The sequence below is a fragment of the Streptomyces sp. NPDC059866 genome, from assembly GCF_042731325.1.
GTDB lineage: Bacteria > Actinomycetota > Actinomycetes > Streptomycetales > Streptomycetaceae > Streptomyces > Streptomyces flavusporus.
On the sequence record NZ_JBHWJT010000008.1, the window covers coordinates 132,823 to 147,573 of the forward strand.

The window sequence follows — 14,751 nt, forward strand, 5'->3', positions numbered from 1 at the left end:
TTCCGGGGCCCCGGTCCCGGGAGCCCCGTCCGGGACCTCGGTCCCGCCCCGGCCGAGAGGACGATCATGAGTACGGCGAGCACGCGACTGCCCGAGGGCCGTTACGGCCGCTCCTCGGACGAGCGCGCGGACCGCACACTGAAGGTCGCCGGCGCCGCCCTCGGGGCGCTGCTCCTCGCCGTGATGGCCTTTTTTGCCTTTCACTACGTCGGCCAGAACAAGATCAGCGCCGAAGTGATCAGTTTCGATCTCTCGGACGATTCGGTGAAGGTGAAGCTGGCGGTCGAGAAGGACGCGGGCGCCTCCGGCTACTGCACGGTGCGCTCCCAGGCGGAGAACGGCGCCGAGGTGGGCCGGGCCGACTTCCGCTTCACCGGGGACACCACCCGCATCACCGAGGTCGTCACCCTCCGTACGACGGCACCGGCCACGACGGCCGAGCTCCTGGGCTGCCACGCCGACTGACGTCACCCGTATCACGTAGCCGCTGACCTGCATTGACGCGATTTTGTTGGCTTATGTCCTCCCCCTTCCGCCATTGAATTGTTAGGCTCGTGGTTTCGCCCACTCGTGAAGGAACATTCTTCTGGGTAGGGCGATGCTTTGTATTCCCAGTACCGACGAGGAGCACCTGTGACCCAGACCAGCGAGAACGTCACCTGGCTGACCCAGGAGGCGTACAACAAGCTCAAGGACGAGCTTGAGTACCTTACTGGTCCTGCGCGCACGGAGATCGCCGCCAAGATCGCGGCCGCGCGCGAGGAGGGCGACCTGCGGGAGAACGGCGGGTACCACGCGGCCAAGGAGGAGCAGGGCAAGCAGGAGCTCCGCGTGCGCCAGCTGACCCAGCTCCTGGAGAACGCCAAGGTCGGCGAGGCGCCGGCCTCGACGGACGGTGCCGTGGCGCCCGGTATGGTCGTGACGATCGCCTTCGACGGTGACGAGGACGACACACTGACGTTCCTGCTCGCCTCGCGCGAGTACGCCAGCGCCGACATCGAGACGTACTCCCCGCAGTCCCCGCTGGGGTCCGGCGTGATCGGCCACAAGGTCGGCGAGGACGCGGACTACGAGCTGCCGAACGGCAAGACGGCCTCGGTGAAGATCCTGAAGGCCGAGCCGTACAGCAGCTGAACCCGGTCAGTGCCCTGCGCCTGACCGACTCGCCCTTCACGGCCCCCGGCGTCCGCGCGACGCCGGGGGTTTCGTCATGTCCAGGTCAGTCTCATCGAGCCGGTCTCGTCGTGGATTCTCAGGCCGTCGTGGGTTCTCAGGCCGTCGCCGAGCGGTACTTCCGTACCGCCAGAGTCCGGAATATGACGATGATCAGGGCCGAGTAGATCAGTGAGGCCCAGACCGGGTGCTCCATCGGCCAGGCGCCCGAGGTGGAGACACCCGGGTTGCCGAAGAGTTCTCGGCAGGCCTGGACCGTGGCGCTGAACGGGTTCCACTCGGCGATGTGCCGCAGCCAGGGCGTCATCTGGTCCGAGTCCACGAACGCGTTCGAGACGAAGGTGACCGGGAAGAGCCAGATCAGCCCGCCGGACGTGGCCGCCTCGGGTGTCCGCACGGACAGGCCGATCAGCGCGCCGATCCACGTGAACGCGTAGCCCATCAGCAGCAGCAGCCCGAAGGCGCCGAGCACCTCGCCGACGTTGGTGTGCGTACGCCAGCCGACCAGGAGGGCCACGATCGCGAGCACCAGCAGGGTGAGCGCCGTCTGCACCAGGTCGGCAAGGGTGCGGCCGGTCAGCACCGCGCCGCGCGCCATGGGCAGCGAGCGGAACCGGTCGATCAGCCCCTTGTGCATGTCCTCGGCGATGCCGGCACCGGCGCCCGCGGTGGCGAAGGTGACGGTCTGGGCGAAGATGCCCGCCATCAGGAACTCGCGGTAGACACCGGAGTCCGTGGTGCCGCCGATGGTCATGGATCCGCCGAACACATAGCTGAACAGCACCACGAACATGATTGGCTGGATCAGCCCAAAAATAATCATTTCGGGGATCCGGGACATGCGAATCAGGTTGCGCTTTGCGACGACCAGCGAGTCCCGGACGGACTGGCCGATCGGGTTCGGGCGGGCGGGCCGCGGTACGGCGTCGGTCACGGCGCTCACTTGACGGTCTCCTTCTTGCGTTTGCGGCCCCTGGCGTCGGCGGGCGTACCGCTCGCGCCGTCGGCGCCGTCCTCTTCGTCGGCGGCCTCCGCCACATGGCCCGTCAGTGACAGGAACACATCGTCGAGGGTCGGGCGGCGCAGGCCGATGTCGTCGATCTCGATGCCGCGGGTGTCCAGCTCGCGGATCACCTCGGCGAGGAGCTTGGCGCCGCCGGTGACGGGCACCGTGAGCTTGCGGGTGTGTTCCTCGACGGTGGTGTCGCCCTTGCCGAAGCCGCGCAGCACCTCGGCGGCGGTCGCCATGTGCTCGCGCTCGTGCACCACGACCTCGACGCGCTCGCCGCCGGTGCGGGCCTTGAGCTGGTCGGAGGTGCCGCGGGCGATGACGCGGCCGTGGTCGACCACCGCTATGTCGTGCGCGAGATGGTCGGCCTCTTCCAGGTACTGCGTCGTCAGCAGCAGGGTCGTGCCGCCGGAGACCAGCTGTTTGATGACCTCCCACAGCTGCTGGCGGTTGCGCGGGTCGAGGCCGGTCGTCGGCTCGTCCATGAACATCACGGGCGGGGAGACGACCAGGGCCGCGGCAAGGTCGAGCCGGCGGCGCATGCCTCCGGAGTAGGTCTTGGCGGGCCGGTCGGCGGCGTCCGCGAGGTTGAACTGGTCGAGCAGCTCACCGGCGCGGGCCTTGGCGGCCTTCGCCGTCATCTGGTAGAGCTGGCCGACCATCTGGAGGTTCTCCCGGCCGGTCAGGTACTCGTCGACCGCAGCGAACTGGCCGGACAGACCGATGGAGCGCCGGACCTGGTCGGGGTGGGCGAGCACGTCGATGCCCGCGACGACGGCCCGGCCCCTGTCGGGGCGCAGCAGGGTCGTCAGACAGCGGACGGCCGTCGTCTTGCCCGCACCGTTGGGCCCGAGCAGGCCGAGGACCGTGCCCTCGGGGACATCGAGGTCGACGCCGTCCAGAGCCCTTACGTCACCGAAGGTTTTGACCAGGCCTTCGGCATAGATGGCGCCTGGCATATGAGTCTCCACGTCGTCGGGTCGCTTCGAGAAGCGTGGGTTGGTGGGTTCGGTTCTGCTTGAGGAGTGGCACGAGACACACCATAACGCGATGTATCGCGTCTTACAACGGGCTTACCCGATCGAGTGACAAAGAGCCCGTGACCTTGGCCTGACCTCGGCCTTATCGGTCCTACGGCCCCGGCGCCTCAGTCGATGACGAGGTACCCCGCCTGTCGCAGGGCCTCGCCGACCTCGGTGCAGTGGGCCGGGCCTTTCGTCTCCAGGTGCAGCTCGACCTCCGCCTCCGTGAGCCCGAGCCGTGGGTCGGTCCGCACGTGGCTCACATCGAGGACGTTAGCGTCGACCACTGACAACACCCCGAGAAGCGTCGCGAGGGCGCCCGGCCGATCCGTCAGCCGCAGCCGAACGGCCAGGTAGCGGCCCTGCGCCGCCATGCCGTGCCGCAGAACGCGCTGCATCAGCACCGGGTCGACGTTGCCGCCGGACAGCACCGCGACGACCGGTCCCTCGAACGCGCCCGGATCGCTCAGCAGCGCCGCGACCGGGCTGGCGCCGGCCGGCTCGACGACCAGCTTGGCCCGCTCCAGACACAGCAGCAGCGCGGCGGACAGCTCGTCCTCGCTGACCGTGCGCACCTCGTCCACCAGATCACCGACGATCGCGAACGGTACGTCACCGGGCCGGCCGACCTTGATGCCGTCGGCCATCGTCGCCGGGTTCTCGATCGACACCGGACGCCCCGCCGCCAGAGAGGGCGGATACGCCGCCGAACCCGCCGCCTGCACACCGACGATCCGCACATCGGGCCGCAGGGCCTTCACCGCGACCGCGATCCCCGCCGCGAGACCGCCGCCGCCGATACCGACGACGATCGTGCGCACCTCCGGGCACTGCTCCAGAATCTCCAGCCCGACCGTGCCCTGGCCCGCGATGACGTCCGGATGGTCGAAGGGATGGATGAACACCGCGCCCGTCTCGGCGGCGTACTCCTGCGCGGCGGCCAGGGTCTCGTCGACCACGTCTCCGTGCAGACGCACCTCGGCGCCGTAGTCACGCGTCGCACTTATCTTCGGCAGCGGCGCGCCCTTCGGCATGAACACCGTCGAGTGCACGCCGAGCAGCGAGGACGCGAGGGCGACGCCCTGTGCGTGGTTGCCCGCGCTCGCGGCGACCACACCGGCGGCCCGCTCCTCGGGCAGCAGACCGGCGATCCGGACGTAGGCGCCGCGCAGCTTGAACGAACCGGTCCGCTGGAGGTTCTCGCACTTGAGGTGCACGGGAGCGCCGACCAGCTGGGTCAGGTACCTGCTGCCCTCCATCGCGGTGACACGTGCGACGCCGGTGAGCATCTTCTGCGCGCCGCGTACGTCGTCGAGGGTGACCGGGGGCAAGGGGGCGGCCTTGCGGTAGTTCATGGCTCAAGTCTCGCAGTTCACCTGCCGCAACAGCCGTAGTGACCAACGTCCGAGACTGGTTTGCGCAGCGCCGGTACGGCCCGCCTCCCATCCGCGTACCCTGTCCCCCAACCCAGCACCCAGTATGAAGTGAGCCCCCGGCCATGCCCACAACACCTGAAATGTCGATGGACATGACGACCGTCGGTGACACCGGCCTCCTCGACGCGCTGCAGCACGAGGTGGCGGTGTTCGCCCGGCGTGCCGAACAGACCCGGCTCGGCGGGGTCGGACAGGTGCGCAACTCCATGGACCGCGCCGCGTACCTGCTGCTCAACCGGCTCGACAAGGAAGGGCCGATGGGCGTCAAGGCGCTCGCCGCGAGCATGGGCATCGACTCGTCGACGGTCACCCGGCAGGTGGCTCCCCTCGTCGACACGGGCCTGGTCAAGCGGACCTCGCACCCCGAGGACGGGCGTGCCGTGGTGCTCCAGCTGTCCCCGCGCGGGCTGTCCCGGCTGGAGGAAGTGCGCTCGTCCCGGCGTCAGCTGATGGCCGAGCTCACACACGACTGGGCACCCGAGGAGCGCGAGGCATTCTGCACGCTCCTCACCCGCTTCAACCTGGCGCTCTCCGCACGGATGGCGGCGCAGGGCGTGCCGGGGACGGAGCCGCAGTCGGCTTCCTGAGCCGCGGGTGAGACACGTGCACGCGCGTGCGGCGGGAGTTACGAGACGCCGCGTGCCGCTCCGGGCCGGGGGCGGACACGCGCGCGTGGTGCCGGGACTCCACCGCCCCTCACCAGCCCCTCCCCCGCTCCCGCCGTATGGAGCGCGATCTTCCACGGCAGCCGAGGCATGCCGCACGGTGCGCGGGCTCTTGACCGAAAGCCCACCGCTGGCCTCATATGAGACCGGGTCCTCGTGGTCGTACGGGGGTTCACATCCGGTGGGCCGGGTACGCCACCGGGATCCGTATCCTCAGGTCGGCCTCAGGCGGGAGGCGCGGTGCGAGAACGGCAAGCGTCCCAAGGTGCCCGCCGGGCCCGGGAGTTCGAGGCGTTCGTCGCCGGCGCGGCGGGGCGGCTGCTGCACACCGCCACGCTGCTCACGGCCGAGGCCCCGGACGACAACCCGCGCGCGCGGCGCCTGCTGACCCTGGCCCTCGCCCACACCTACGCCTGCTGGGACCGACTGCGCGGCGAGGACCCGTACGACCGCACTCGCCGGTACCTCGCCACCCGCTTCGCGCACGGCGCCTGGCACCAGTACGGCGTCTTCGGCCGGGCCCGCCCGCACCCCACCGGCGCACTCGCCCACCTCGCCCCGCAGGAGCGCCTGATCCTGGTCCTCAGGCTGTACGAAGGGGTTGCCGAGGAACAGACGGCCGCGCTGCTCGGGCTGCCCACGGAACGCGTCCGCGCCCTGTGCGACCGGGCGACGGCGACGGTCCTCCACCCGCCCCGGGGGCCTGCACCGGCGGTGGCGGAGGCGAAGGTGGCGGCGTCGTGATCGGGGGTCTGCGGTGAACCGGTTGGAACGGGAGGCTGCCGCGCGGCAGATCATGGAGCGGACGCCGCCGCGGGTGCCGCCGGACCTCTGCGCCGACGCCGTGCGCCGCGGCAACCGTCTGCTGCGACGCAGGGCCCTCGCCCTGCGCCTGGGCTGGCTGCTGCTGTTCGCCGTGACCGTGGCGTTCACCGTGTGGGCGCTGACGGCCCGCCCCTGGGTGGAGCCGCCGTCGGAGACGACCCCACCGCTGACGGGCTGGTGAGCGCTCCGGCTAGCCGAGCGCCTGCTGGAGGTCCTCCAGGAGGTCGTCGGCGTTCTCGATGCCCACGGAGAGGCGTACGAGGTCGGCGGGTACCTCCAGGGCAGAACCGGCCGCGGAGGCGTGCGTCATGCGCCCTGGGTGCTCGATCAGCGACTCGACGCCGCCGAGGGACTCGCCCAGGGTGAACACCTTGGCGCGGTTGCAGACCTCGACGGCCGCCTCCTCGCCGCCCTCGACCCGGAAGGAGACCATGCCGCCGAAGGACCGCATCTGCTTGGCGGCGATCTCGTGACCGGGGTGATCCGGCAGCCCCGGGTACAGCACCCGCGTCACGCGCGCGTGCCGGGTGAGCATGTCGGCGACCCTGGCCGCGTTCTCACTGTGCCGGTCCATGCGCACGGAGAGGGTCTTGGTGCCGCGCAGCACCAGCCAGGAGTCGAAGGGCCCGGCGACCGCGCCCATCGCGTTCTGGTGGAAGGCCAGTTCCTCGCCCAGCCCCTCGTCGCCCACGATCAGCGCGCCGCCCACGACGTCCGAGTGGCCGCCCATGTACTTGGTCAGGGAGTGCACCACGACGTCCGCGCCGAGTGACAGCGGCTGCTGGAGGTAGGGCGTGGCGAACGTGTTGTCGACGACGAGCCGGGCGCCGGCGTCCCGGGCGATCTGGGCGACGGCGGCGATGTCGGTGATGCCGAGCAGCGGGTTGGAGGGGGTCTCCACCCACACGACCTTGGTCTTGGGGGTGATGGCGGCCCGTACGGCTGCGGGATCGCTCGTGTCGGCGACCGACCATTCCACGCCCCACCGGGCGACGACCTTCGCGAACAGGCGGAACGTGCCGCCGTACGCGTCATTGGGGATGACCACGTGGTCGCCGGGGCTGAGCAGCGTACGCAACAGGCAGTCCTCGGCCGCCAGTCCGGACGCGAACGCGAGTCCACGGCGCCCGCCCTCCAGGGCGGCGAGGTTCTCCTCCAGGGCGGTCCTGGTCGGGTTGGCGCTGCGGCTGTACTCGTAGCCGCCGCGCAGACCGCCCACCCCGTCCTGCTTGTAGGTGGACACCTGGTAGATCGGCGGGACGACCGCACCGGTGAGGGGGTCGGCCGTGTTGCCCGCGTGGATGGCGAGCGTCTCGAAGTGCTGACTGATGTGCCTGTCGCTCATGAGAACCGAGCGTAGTGCGCTCGTCCTCCCCATGCCGCCGCCACGGCGCGGCGCAGGCGCCCGCCTGCCGTCGGACGCGGTTTTCCACAGGTCCGAGGGAGGGGGTTCGCCAATTGTCGGCGGCGTCTGGTTCGCTTGATGCATGGAAATTCTCTGGGTCCTGTTGGGTCTGCTCCTGATCGGTTTCGTGCTGGGTCCGTTCGTGATGCGCAGGCGCAGGGGGATAGAGCTGGTCACGCCGGGCCACCCGGACGCCGCGGACCCCGCGAACTACGGATTCGTACGGCAGGAGGAACTGGACGTCCGCATGCCCGGCCCCGACCAGGACCTGGTGGATGTGCTGGACCTGGTGCAGCGCACCCAGGACCACCGGGCCGCCGCCCAGCTCCTGGCCGGTACGGAGGCGGAGGGCGAGCTGCGCTGGCAGCGTGTGCAGGCCTTCGCGGGCGCGGCGTCGCTGGAGCTCCAGCAGCGGCCGGGCGGCGTCAGTGAGACGCCGGGCGGGCAGTGGCTGCGGGTGTGGCGGGCCGAGGCGCCCAAGGACGCGGGCGGCGCGGCGGTGCACGCCGAGTTCCTGGTGCAGCAGGCGTGGCGGACGGCGACGCCCGGCACGGACGAGTTCCGGATCATCATGGAGGAGGCGAAGGCGGCCTGCGGCGACGCGGCGCTGCTCGCCCCCGGTGACCCGATCCCGTACATCATCGAGCTGTCGGTGGCCCGGGGCCTGGCCTATCCGCGCGCGGAGTTCGAGCAGCTCTGGCTGAAGATCCTGGACCGCGCGCCGAACCACATGGGAGCGCATCTCGCCGCGCTGCACTACTGGTGCGAGAAGTGGCACGGCTCGCGCGAGCTGGCGTCCCAGTTCGCGGAGGCCGCGGCGGCCCGCGCCCCGCAGGGCTCGCTGCTGGCGGCGATGCCGCTGTTCGCGGTCTTCGAGCACCTGCCCGAGGTCAATCTGGTCGCCAGTTTCTACCAGAGCGAGGTCGTGACCAAGGCGATCCACGGCGCCCTGCACGCGGTGCACTCGGCCCGCCCCGACGACCCGATGCTGGCGCACGTCCGTCATCTGCTGGTGTTCTTCCTGGTCCGCTCCGAGCGCTGGTCGGAGGCCATGAGCCAGCTGATACACATCGACGGCCATGTGGGCGCCCTGCCCTGGACGCTGTCGCCCGACCCGGCCGCGGAGTTCGCGGTCTACCGGGCGCTGGCCGTGGCGGGCTACGAGGCGAACGGCGGCAGCCCGGCGACGCTGCTGCACTGAACCTGCCGTACGCCCTGATGGCAGTCCGTGGCGGCATGCGGGCCCGTACCGGAATGCGGTACGGGCCTGCCTGCATTCACCACGGTGTGCGGCCTGTGCGCCGCAGGCGCAAGCACGGCCCGGCCGGAGCCTCGGCCCAGTCAGCCGCCGCACTCCGCCGGGCCGCCTCGCGCGGTCAGCCCTCCGCGCGGGCGGGCAGCCGCCATCCCGGGCGCGGGAAGTGGCAGGTGTAGCCGTCCGGGTAACGCTCCAGGTAGTCCTGGTGCTCGGGCTCGGCCTCCCAGAAGGGGCCGACCGGCTCGACCTCGGTGACGACCTTGCCGGGCCACAGTCCGGAGGCGTCCACATCCGCGATCGTGTTCTCGGCGATCCGCTTCTGCTCGTCATCCACGTAGTAGATCGCCGAGCGGTAGCTGAGGCCGATGTCGTTGCCCTGGCGGTCCTTGGTGCTCGGGTCGTGAATCTGGAAGAAGAACTCCAGGATCGCGCGGAAGTCGGTCTTCTCGGGGTCGAAAAGGATCTCAATGGCCTCCGCGTGCGTGCCATGGTTACGGTACGTCGCGTTCGGCACGTCACCCCCGGTGTATCCGACGCGGGTCGCCGTCACGCCCGGGAGCCGGCGGATCAGGTCCTGCATCCCCCAGAAGCATCCGCCCGCCAGCACGGCCCTCTGCGTCTGCGCAGCCATTGCGGCCCCTCCAATATCTGTCAGCTCGGTCACTCGGGCTGCTCGGCTTGCACACCACCGGCATCCCCTACGCAATCGCCTCAACACGCGAGGGCGCCGAGCGATTCCGTGCCCGTCCCACTCGCCCTGGCCTGGTAGACGCCGAGGATCATCTTGTACATCGAACCGTTGCCGAGCCCGGTCAGCACGAACAGGATGATGAACGCGGTGGTGAGCAGTGGCAGCGACTTCTGCATCGACGCGATCACGATGATGCCTCATGGGCCGTCTGTCACGCCCCGCGGGGTCGGTCCTGGGTGGCCTGGTAGCCGGTAGGACTCGGTTCCGGTGTCGTCGGGCGTGCGGTGCCACGGCCGGATCGTCCCGCGGAAGCAGTCGCATCGAAAATCAACGGCCGACGTGGATCCGTCGGCATCCCCCTGTGCACCATGGAAGAACCGCAACGCAGAATCCGCGCGCTCCACACGGCATCCACGATCACCGTCTACCAGGCATACTCCCCCGAGATCGGCATGCCCGCGGTTCGCCAGGGCCGTTTCCCCGCCGCATGGAAGCGGGACCGCATGACGTGGGTCACCAAGCCGCGTTCACAACCTCTCGCTGCTGTCCTGGGCGCTTACCTTCTCGACCGGTTCTTCGGTGTCACGCTCCGACCTCGCGGGCGATCTCGCCGATCAGGTCGGCCAGTAACCCCGGGTGGGACAAAAACGGATGGTGGCCGACCGGCAGGTCGAGCACCCGGGATGCCCGCCGGGCGAACTCCCGCTGCTTCTCCGGCGGCGTGGCCCGGTCCCCCGTACAGACGACGTACGTAGAGGGGGTTTCGTGCCAGGCGACGCCGCGTGGGGCCTGGGCGAAGACCGCCTGTGACTGCGGTCCCAACCGCCGGAAGGCGCCCGCCACGGCCTCCTCGTCGCAGTCGTAAAGGAAGGCACCCCGCAGGTCGACCGCCGTGTTCGGGACGACCGTACCGTCATCCCGCGGAACGACCCAGGGCGCGGGGTTTGGTCCTGCCAGGGCTGCGAGGGATTCGCCAACGTCCGGCACGACCGCGGTGACGTAGAGGAGGTGCCTGATGTCGTCCCGGCCCGCGGCAGCGTCGGTGATCACCATCCCGCCGTAGGAGTGCCCGCACAGCAAGGCGGGATGCCCAGGCTCCTCATCGAGTACGGCCCGCACCGCGTCGGCATCGGCGTACAAATCCGCCCCGTACGCGGCGCCCGCCCGTTCGCCACAGCTGGGCAGCTCCACGCTGCGGCTCTCCAGCCCCAGGGCTGCGAGTGGTTCCACCATCCGGTGCCACCACCAGTCGGAATCCAGCGCGCACGCGCCGTGGGCGAACACGACCCGCATCGAGACCTCCCTCAGCTCCACAGCCGCCTCGTGACGACCGCACACCGAAGCCATCATGTCCGGCTGGACGGTCAACCGCTTGCCCCTGCGGGCGAACGTCTGATGCCGTCGGCCAGCCCTCGGCCGCAAGCAACTGGAGACGTCTGCGAGCCCGAGCGACCTGATCGACAGGCCGCCCGATCGATCGGGGCTCCGATGCCCAGCCCGTCATCCTCCAGGAGGAACAAGGGCTGTGAACGCCAGGACGAAGTCCGCTCAGCCAGGCGCCAAGGACTCTGACCAGGACTTCTACTCAGGGATGGGTGATCGCCGAAAAGAGCTGCGAACGCCGCTTGACATGGATCAAACCGTCGTTCCTGTGGATGATGTACCGCTGCGGCTGGGTCACGAAGGCGGGGCAGGAAACCGTTCTTGCCCGCGAGATCCATGCCCTCGTCAGCGATGGCGACCTGGACTCCGCCGCCCGACTGCTGCCCCAGGAACACCCATATCCCGTTGGAGACGAACTCCTCGCCCACCTACGGGGACGACGGGCTGATTCACCCCACAGCCGGCTGCGGCCGATGGGGCACATGGCAGCACAGACTCGCCGGGACGGGGGTCAAACTAAGTACCCCGTTCGAAGCGAACTGGGGAGCTTCCTGCCCGACGGGCATCGCTCCGGCGCCGGAGAAGTAGCCGAACCAGCCTGAGTCCCGTCCAACGGGCCGTGGCGTCGATCATCGTTCGCGCGGTGACATGGCCGGGTCGGCGCCGATCCTGACGCCGTGACTGGGCGGGCACGCTCGTCGAAAGGCCAGCATCGCTCCGGCTCCTCCCGAGGCCGAGAAGGAGGAGACCCCCTCCTTCCGCCGATGGGTGTGGCGCAGTCGCCCGATCGGCGTCCACACGCACTCTCGTGCCGGCCCCTCCGCAGGCCGAGATGATCGACAGGAGTGCCCAACACACCTGCCGGGCTGAGAAATTCGATTGCCCCTGACGTGCCGATGCGCGCTAATACGGCGCATGGCCGATATTCAGGGCTCATACGATGATCTGTTCACCGCAGTGCCGAATGCGCTGGCCGGATTGCTGGACGACGGAGACGCGGGTGCCTCGGTTGCGGTCTTCGTGGACGGCGAGCCGGTGGTGGACGTCTGGGGTGGGTTCGCCGACGCGGACCGCACGATCCCGTGGCAGCGGGACACGATCACCAATGTCTGGTCCGTCACCAAGACGATGACAGCACTGTGCGCGCTGGTCCTGGCCGACCGCGGCGACCTCGACCTGGCCGCACCGGTCGGCCGGTACTGGCCTGAGTTCGCCACGACAGGCAAGGAAAACGTGCTGGTGCGACACCTGCTCGCGCACATTGCGGGCCTGCCCGACTGGGACGGGCCGATCGAGGATCTCTACGACTGGCCGTCCGCCACGGCACGTCTGGCCGCGCAGGCTCCGCAATGGGAACCGGGAAGCACGGCCGGATACCACTCGCTCACCCAGGGGTTTCTCGTGGGCGAGGTCGTACGCCGGATCACCGGCCGGAGCCTGGGCGAGTTCTTCGCAGAGCAGGTGGCCGGACCGCTGGGTGCCGACTTCCACATCGGACTGCCGGCCGAGCACGACAGCCGGGTGGCGCTCACCGTCCCACCGTCGTCCCAGGACGAGGACTATGCCGCGAGCGCGCCCGGCAACAGCGCGTCCCCCGCCGCCGGCACCGCCGTACGGGTCCGTGACGGGAACAGCGTGGCCTGGCGCCGCGCGCAGATCCCCGCGGCGAGCGGCTTCGGCAACGCCCGCTCGGTCGCCCTCGTGCAGTCGGTGTTGGCCTGCGGAGGAGCAGTGCGTGGGGTGCAACTGCTGTCGCAGGCGGGCTGTGACCGTGCAAGGGAGGAGCAGTTCAGCGGCGAGGACCGCAGACTGGGCATGCCGGTCCGTTGGGGGCTGGGCTACGGGCTGTTCGGCAACACCTTTGGGTGGGGCGGTTGGGGCGGCTCACTCGTCATGATCGATCCCGAGGGCCGTATGACGGTGGCATACGTGACCAATCAGATGCGCGAACCCGCGGACGACAACCGGGGACTGGAGCTTGTGATGGCCGCCTACGACGGGCTCAAGGGTCTGCGGGCTTGATCCAACGGGTCACATAGCAGTACGGGCTCGCCGGGACGGGGGGCAAGCCAAGTGACCCGTTCGAGACGAACTGGGGGCGTCGTGCCCGATGGGCATCGCTCCCGCGTCGGAGGGGTCGGAGAAGTGGCCGAACCAGCCTGCTCAAAGCGATGGTCGCCTCACCGGTGGGTCTGGGGACTTGGATGGTGAGCCGCCCTGGGCTGTGAAAGCCACAGGGCGACCGCCTCAGCGATCGGCTGCCCGGTCGCCAGTTCGACGAAGCCGAACTGGCCACCCTGGTTGCACTCCAGGAACCACCAGATGCCCTCCTCGTCCTCGGCGAAGTCGAAAGCGGCGTACGCCAGCCCGGCAAGGGCGACGTACTCATGCACCGACTTGCTGATGCGTTCGGGTACCGAGACCACCTCCCAAGCGTGCTCGGTATCGCCGTAGCGCCCGTCGACCTGGCCGGGCCCGGCCGTCTTCCGCGCGGCGAACAGCCGGGTGCCGACACAGGTCAGACGAATGTCGGCACGCTTGGGTATGTAACGCTGCAGCAGCGCAGGGCCGGCCGCGACGGCCGAGAAGTCCGCGTCGGCTCCGATCAGGGTGGTCGGCAAGGTCAGCGCGGGGTCACCGGGCGGCGGTCCCGAGGCGGACTTCACCACCATGTCCCTGTGCTCTTCGGCGAACTGCTGCGCCAGGCGCGGATCCGTGGTGAAGACGGTCGGTGGTACGGCGAAGCCGCTGAGGTGAGCGATCCTCAACTGCCATGGCTTCAGGCGGGCCCGGTCGGCGTTGCGCGGATGATTCATCCATCGCGTGGTGGCGGAGAAGAGCATTCCGAACAGCGCTTGACGGGTCTCGGCGGTCAGCCACGGTGAGGGGTGTGCCGCGTGCGCGGCTGGTGCGCCGGGCCTGCGCATCCATACGGCGCGCAGGCCCCCCATGCTGAGCACCTGTCCATTCACCGACAGATGGCCGTCGAAGTCGCCGTGGGCGTAGTGAGCGGACAACGTGACCTTGTCCGGCACATCGGCAGGATCCAGCCGCATGACGGGTGTCCCCATGTCGTGCAGCTTGGCCACCACCATGTCGGCGGTCACGTCCTCCTCGGACGTGAGGATCAGGACGGTCATTCGGTTACGGGTCGTCAGTCGTCGAAGTGAGTCTGGGAACCAGCGGTGGACGTGGTCGTGCCGACCGCCAGCAGCAGGTCCGGGTCACTGACGGCCGGGCGACCGTCGGAGAGCACGTTCAACTGACGCGACGCGTCGAAGTGGTACGGCGTCCCCACCGGCTGAAGCCTCCTGGGAAGGGCGTAGTTGAGGGTGAACGGTCGCACTCTGAAACCTCCATGCACGTTGCTTGCATGCGGTCCCTACGCTCTCTTTGCGTAAGGAACTCACCGCTTTCTGTCCATCCGGGGGAGGGTTCGCCACAAGGCGCGCTGCTTCATCCACATCAGAACATCAGCAGCCACGTCTTCCCCACGAAACACACATCGGATGGCGCATCAGATCTGTCACAGGTGACACGAGCGGTGACTGCTTCCTCACCCTCAGAGAGTTGGCGAACCACCGGAACGGCCGGCGTCGCCGATGGGATCCATGGCAGCAGACCATCACCGGAACCGGCGTCAAGCTGAGCGATCCTTCTAAGTGGCTCGCGTCACCCCTCTGCGCGGCTTCCGGGCCATGGCCGCGGCCGTCCGCGGTTTGCTGCGGGTGCTTATGACAGTGCGCCTGAAGAACCTCCAGGTGTGCAGCCGACCCGACGGCGGGGCGTTGGACGACGCGGAAGTCGCCGCGCGGATCTGGACCGCGCCAGTTGACGCACAGTCCTGCCCGAGGATCCCGATGCCGCTGCCCCGGAGGTGTCCT

Annotated in this window: 17 protein-coding genes and 1 pseudogene; 9 read left to right on the top strand and 9 right to left on the bottom strand. The window is 69.4% G+C overall.

Features of this window, described 5'->3' with window-relative positions; genetic code table 11:
• Window positions 1–66: 66 nt before the first annotated feature.
• Both ACFV7R_RS14555 and greA read left to right on the top strand, forming a co-directional pair.
• Entirely contained in the window at window positions 67–465 is a 399-nt protein-coding gene (locus tag ACFV7R_RS14555; RefSeq protein WP_385263547.1) for a DUF4307 domain-containing protein, read from the top strand.
• 168 nt (window positions 466–633) lie between these two features.
• On the top strand, window positions 634–1,134 hold the full coding sequence (gene greA, locus ACFV7R_RS14560) for a transcription elongation factor GreA (RefSeq protein ID WP_385263548.1): 501 nt from the start codon (window positions 634–636) through the stop codon (window positions 1,132–1,134).
• Between the two features lie 136 nt (window positions 1,135–1,270).
• Here the strand turns inward: greA and ACFV7R_RS14565 are convergent, their stop codons facing one another.
• The 3 genes from ACFV7R_RS14565 to ilvA all read right to left on the bottom strand — a co-directional run bounded on the left by ACFV7R_RS14565 (window position 1,271) and on the right by ilvA (window position 4,559).
• Window positions 1,271–2,116, bottom strand: coding sequence for an ABC transporter permease (locus ACFV7R_RS14565; protein WP_129802047.1), 846 nt, complete (start codon window positions 2,114–2,116; stop codon window positions 1,271–1,273).
• Window positions 2,113–3,141, bottom strand: a complete 1,029-nt coding sequence (locus ACFV7R_RS14570) for an ATP-binding cassette domain-containing protein (RefSeq protein WP_385263550.1) — start codon at window positions 3,139–3,141, stop codon at window positions 2,113–2,115. The genes ACFV7R_RS14565 and ACFV7R_RS14570 overlap by 4 nt, the downstream gene beginning before the upstream one ends.
• 188 nt (window positions 3,142–3,329) lie before the next feature.
• Window positions 3,330–4,559, bottom strand: a complete 1,230-nt coding sequence (gene ilvA, locus ACFV7R_RS14575) for a threonine ammonia-lyase (RefSeq protein WP_385263551.1) — start codon at window positions 4,557–4,559, stop codon at window positions 3,330–3,332.
• A 161-nt stretch (window positions 4,560–4,720) separates the two neighbouring features.
• Between ilvA and ACFV7R_RS14580 the strand changes: the two genes are divergently transcribed.
• The 3 genes from ACFV7R_RS14580 (at window position 4,721) to ACFV7R_RS14590 (ending at window position 6,311) form a co-directional block, all read left to right on the top strand.
• Entirely contained in the window at window positions 4,721–5,227 is a 507-nt protein-coding gene (locus ACFV7R_RS14580) for a MarR family winged helix-turn-helix transcriptional regulator (protein WP_385263790.1), read from the top strand.
• Between the two features lie 318 nt (window positions 5,228–5,545).
• Complete coding sequence (locus ACFV7R_RS14585) at window positions 5,546–6,049, top strand: sigma factor-like helix-turn-helix DNA-binding protein (RefSeq protein WP_385263552.1); 504 nt, start codon at window positions 5,546–5,548, stop codon at window positions 6,047–6,049.
• A gap of 13 nt (window positions 6,050–6,062) precedes the next feature.
• Complete coding sequence (locus ACFV7R_RS14590; protein WP_385263554.1) at window positions 6,063–6,311, top strand: hypothetical protein; 249 nt, start codon at window positions 6,063–6,065, stop codon at window positions 6,309–6,311.
• A 9-nt stretch (window positions 6,312–6,320) separates the two neighbouring features.
• On the opposite strand, the gene ACFV7R_RS14595 is transcribed toward ACFV7R_RS14590, so the two are convergent.
• Window positions 6,321–7,475: a cystathionine gamma-synthase gene (locus ACFV7R_RS14595; protein ID WP_224735496.1), complete on the bottom strand. Its 1,155-nt coding sequence runs from the start codon at window positions 7,473–7,475 to the stop codon at window positions 6,321–6,323.
• 142 nt (window positions 7,476–7,617) lie between these two features.
• Between ACFV7R_RS14595 and ACFV7R_RS14600 the strand changes: the two genes are divergently transcribed.
• On the top strand, window positions 7,618–8,736 hold the full coding sequence (locus ACFV7R_RS14600) for a hypothetical protein (RefSeq protein WP_385263555.1): 1,119 nt from the start codon (window positions 7,618–7,620) through the stop codon (window positions 8,734–8,736).
• Between the two features lie 175 nt (window positions 8,737–8,911).
• Here the strand turns inward: ACFV7R_RS14600 and msrA are convergent, their stop codons facing one another.
• Window positions 8,912–9,424 carry a peptide-methionine (S)-S-oxide reductase MsrA gene (gene msrA, locus ACFV7R_RS14605; protein ID WP_385263556.1) on the bottom strand — a complete coding sequence of 171 codons (513 nt, stop codon included), beginning with the start codon at window positions 9,422–9,424 and terminating at the stop codon, window positions 8,912–8,914.
• Window positions 9,425–9,504: 80 nt separating this feature from the next.
• Window positions 9,505–9,672: a hypothetical protein gene (locus ACFV7R_RS14610; protein ID WP_385263557.1), complete on the bottom strand. Its 168-nt coding sequence runs from the start codon at window positions 9,670–9,672 to the stop codon at window positions 9,505–9,507.
• A 180-nt stretch (window positions 9,673–9,852) separates the two neighbouring features.
• Here ACFV7R_RS14610 and ACFV7R_RS14615 point away from each other — a divergent pair.
• Window positions 9,853–9,999 (top strand): annotated as a pseudogene (locus tag ACFV7R_RS14615) (DUF4291 family protein); the annotation flags it as partial.
• A 67-nt stretch (window positions 10,000–10,066) separates the two neighbouring features.
• Here the strand turns inward: ACFV7R_RS14615 and ACFV7R_RS14620 are convergent.
• On the bottom strand, window positions 10,067–10,777 hold the full coding sequence (locus ACFV7R_RS14620; protein ID WP_385263792.1) for an alpha/beta fold hydrolase: 711 nt from the start codon (window positions 10,775–10,777) through the stop codon (window positions 10,067–10,069).
• 365 nt (window positions 10,778–11,142) lie between these two features.
• Between ACFV7R_RS14620 and ACFV7R_RS14625 the strand changes: the two genes are divergently transcribed.
• Complete coding sequence (locus ACFV7R_RS14625) at window positions 11,143–11,469, top strand: hypothetical protein (RefSeq protein ID WP_385263793.1); 327 nt, start codon at window positions 11,143–11,145, stop codon at window positions 11,467–11,469.
• 313 nt (window positions 11,470–11,782) lie between these two features.
• A complete protein-coding gene (locus ACFV7R_RS14630; protein WP_385263559.1) occupies window positions 11,783–12,889 on the top strand; it encodes a serine hydrolase domain-containing protein in 1,107 nt (368 codons plus the stop codon).
• A 158-nt stretch (window positions 12,890–13,047) separates the two neighbouring features.
• On the opposite strand, the gene ACFV7R_RS14635 is transcribed toward ACFV7R_RS14630, so the two are convergent.
• Both ACFV7R_RS14635 and tgmA read right to left on the bottom strand, forming a co-directional pair.
• Window positions 13,048–14,007 carry an MvdC/MvdD family ATP grasp protein gene (locus ACFV7R_RS14635; RefSeq protein WP_385263560.1) on the bottom strand — a complete coding sequence of 320 codons (960 nt, stop codon included), beginning with the start codon at window positions 14,005–14,007 and terminating at the stop codon, window positions 13,048–13,050.
• Window positions 14,008–14,021: 14 nt separating this feature from the next.
• A complete protein-coding gene (gene tgmA, locus ACFV7R_RS14640) occupies window positions 14,022–14,213 on the bottom strand; it encodes a putative ATP-grasp-modified RiPP (protein WP_385263562.1) in 192 nt (63 codons plus the stop codon).
• Between the last annotated feature and the right edge of the window lie 538 nt (window positions 14,214–14,751).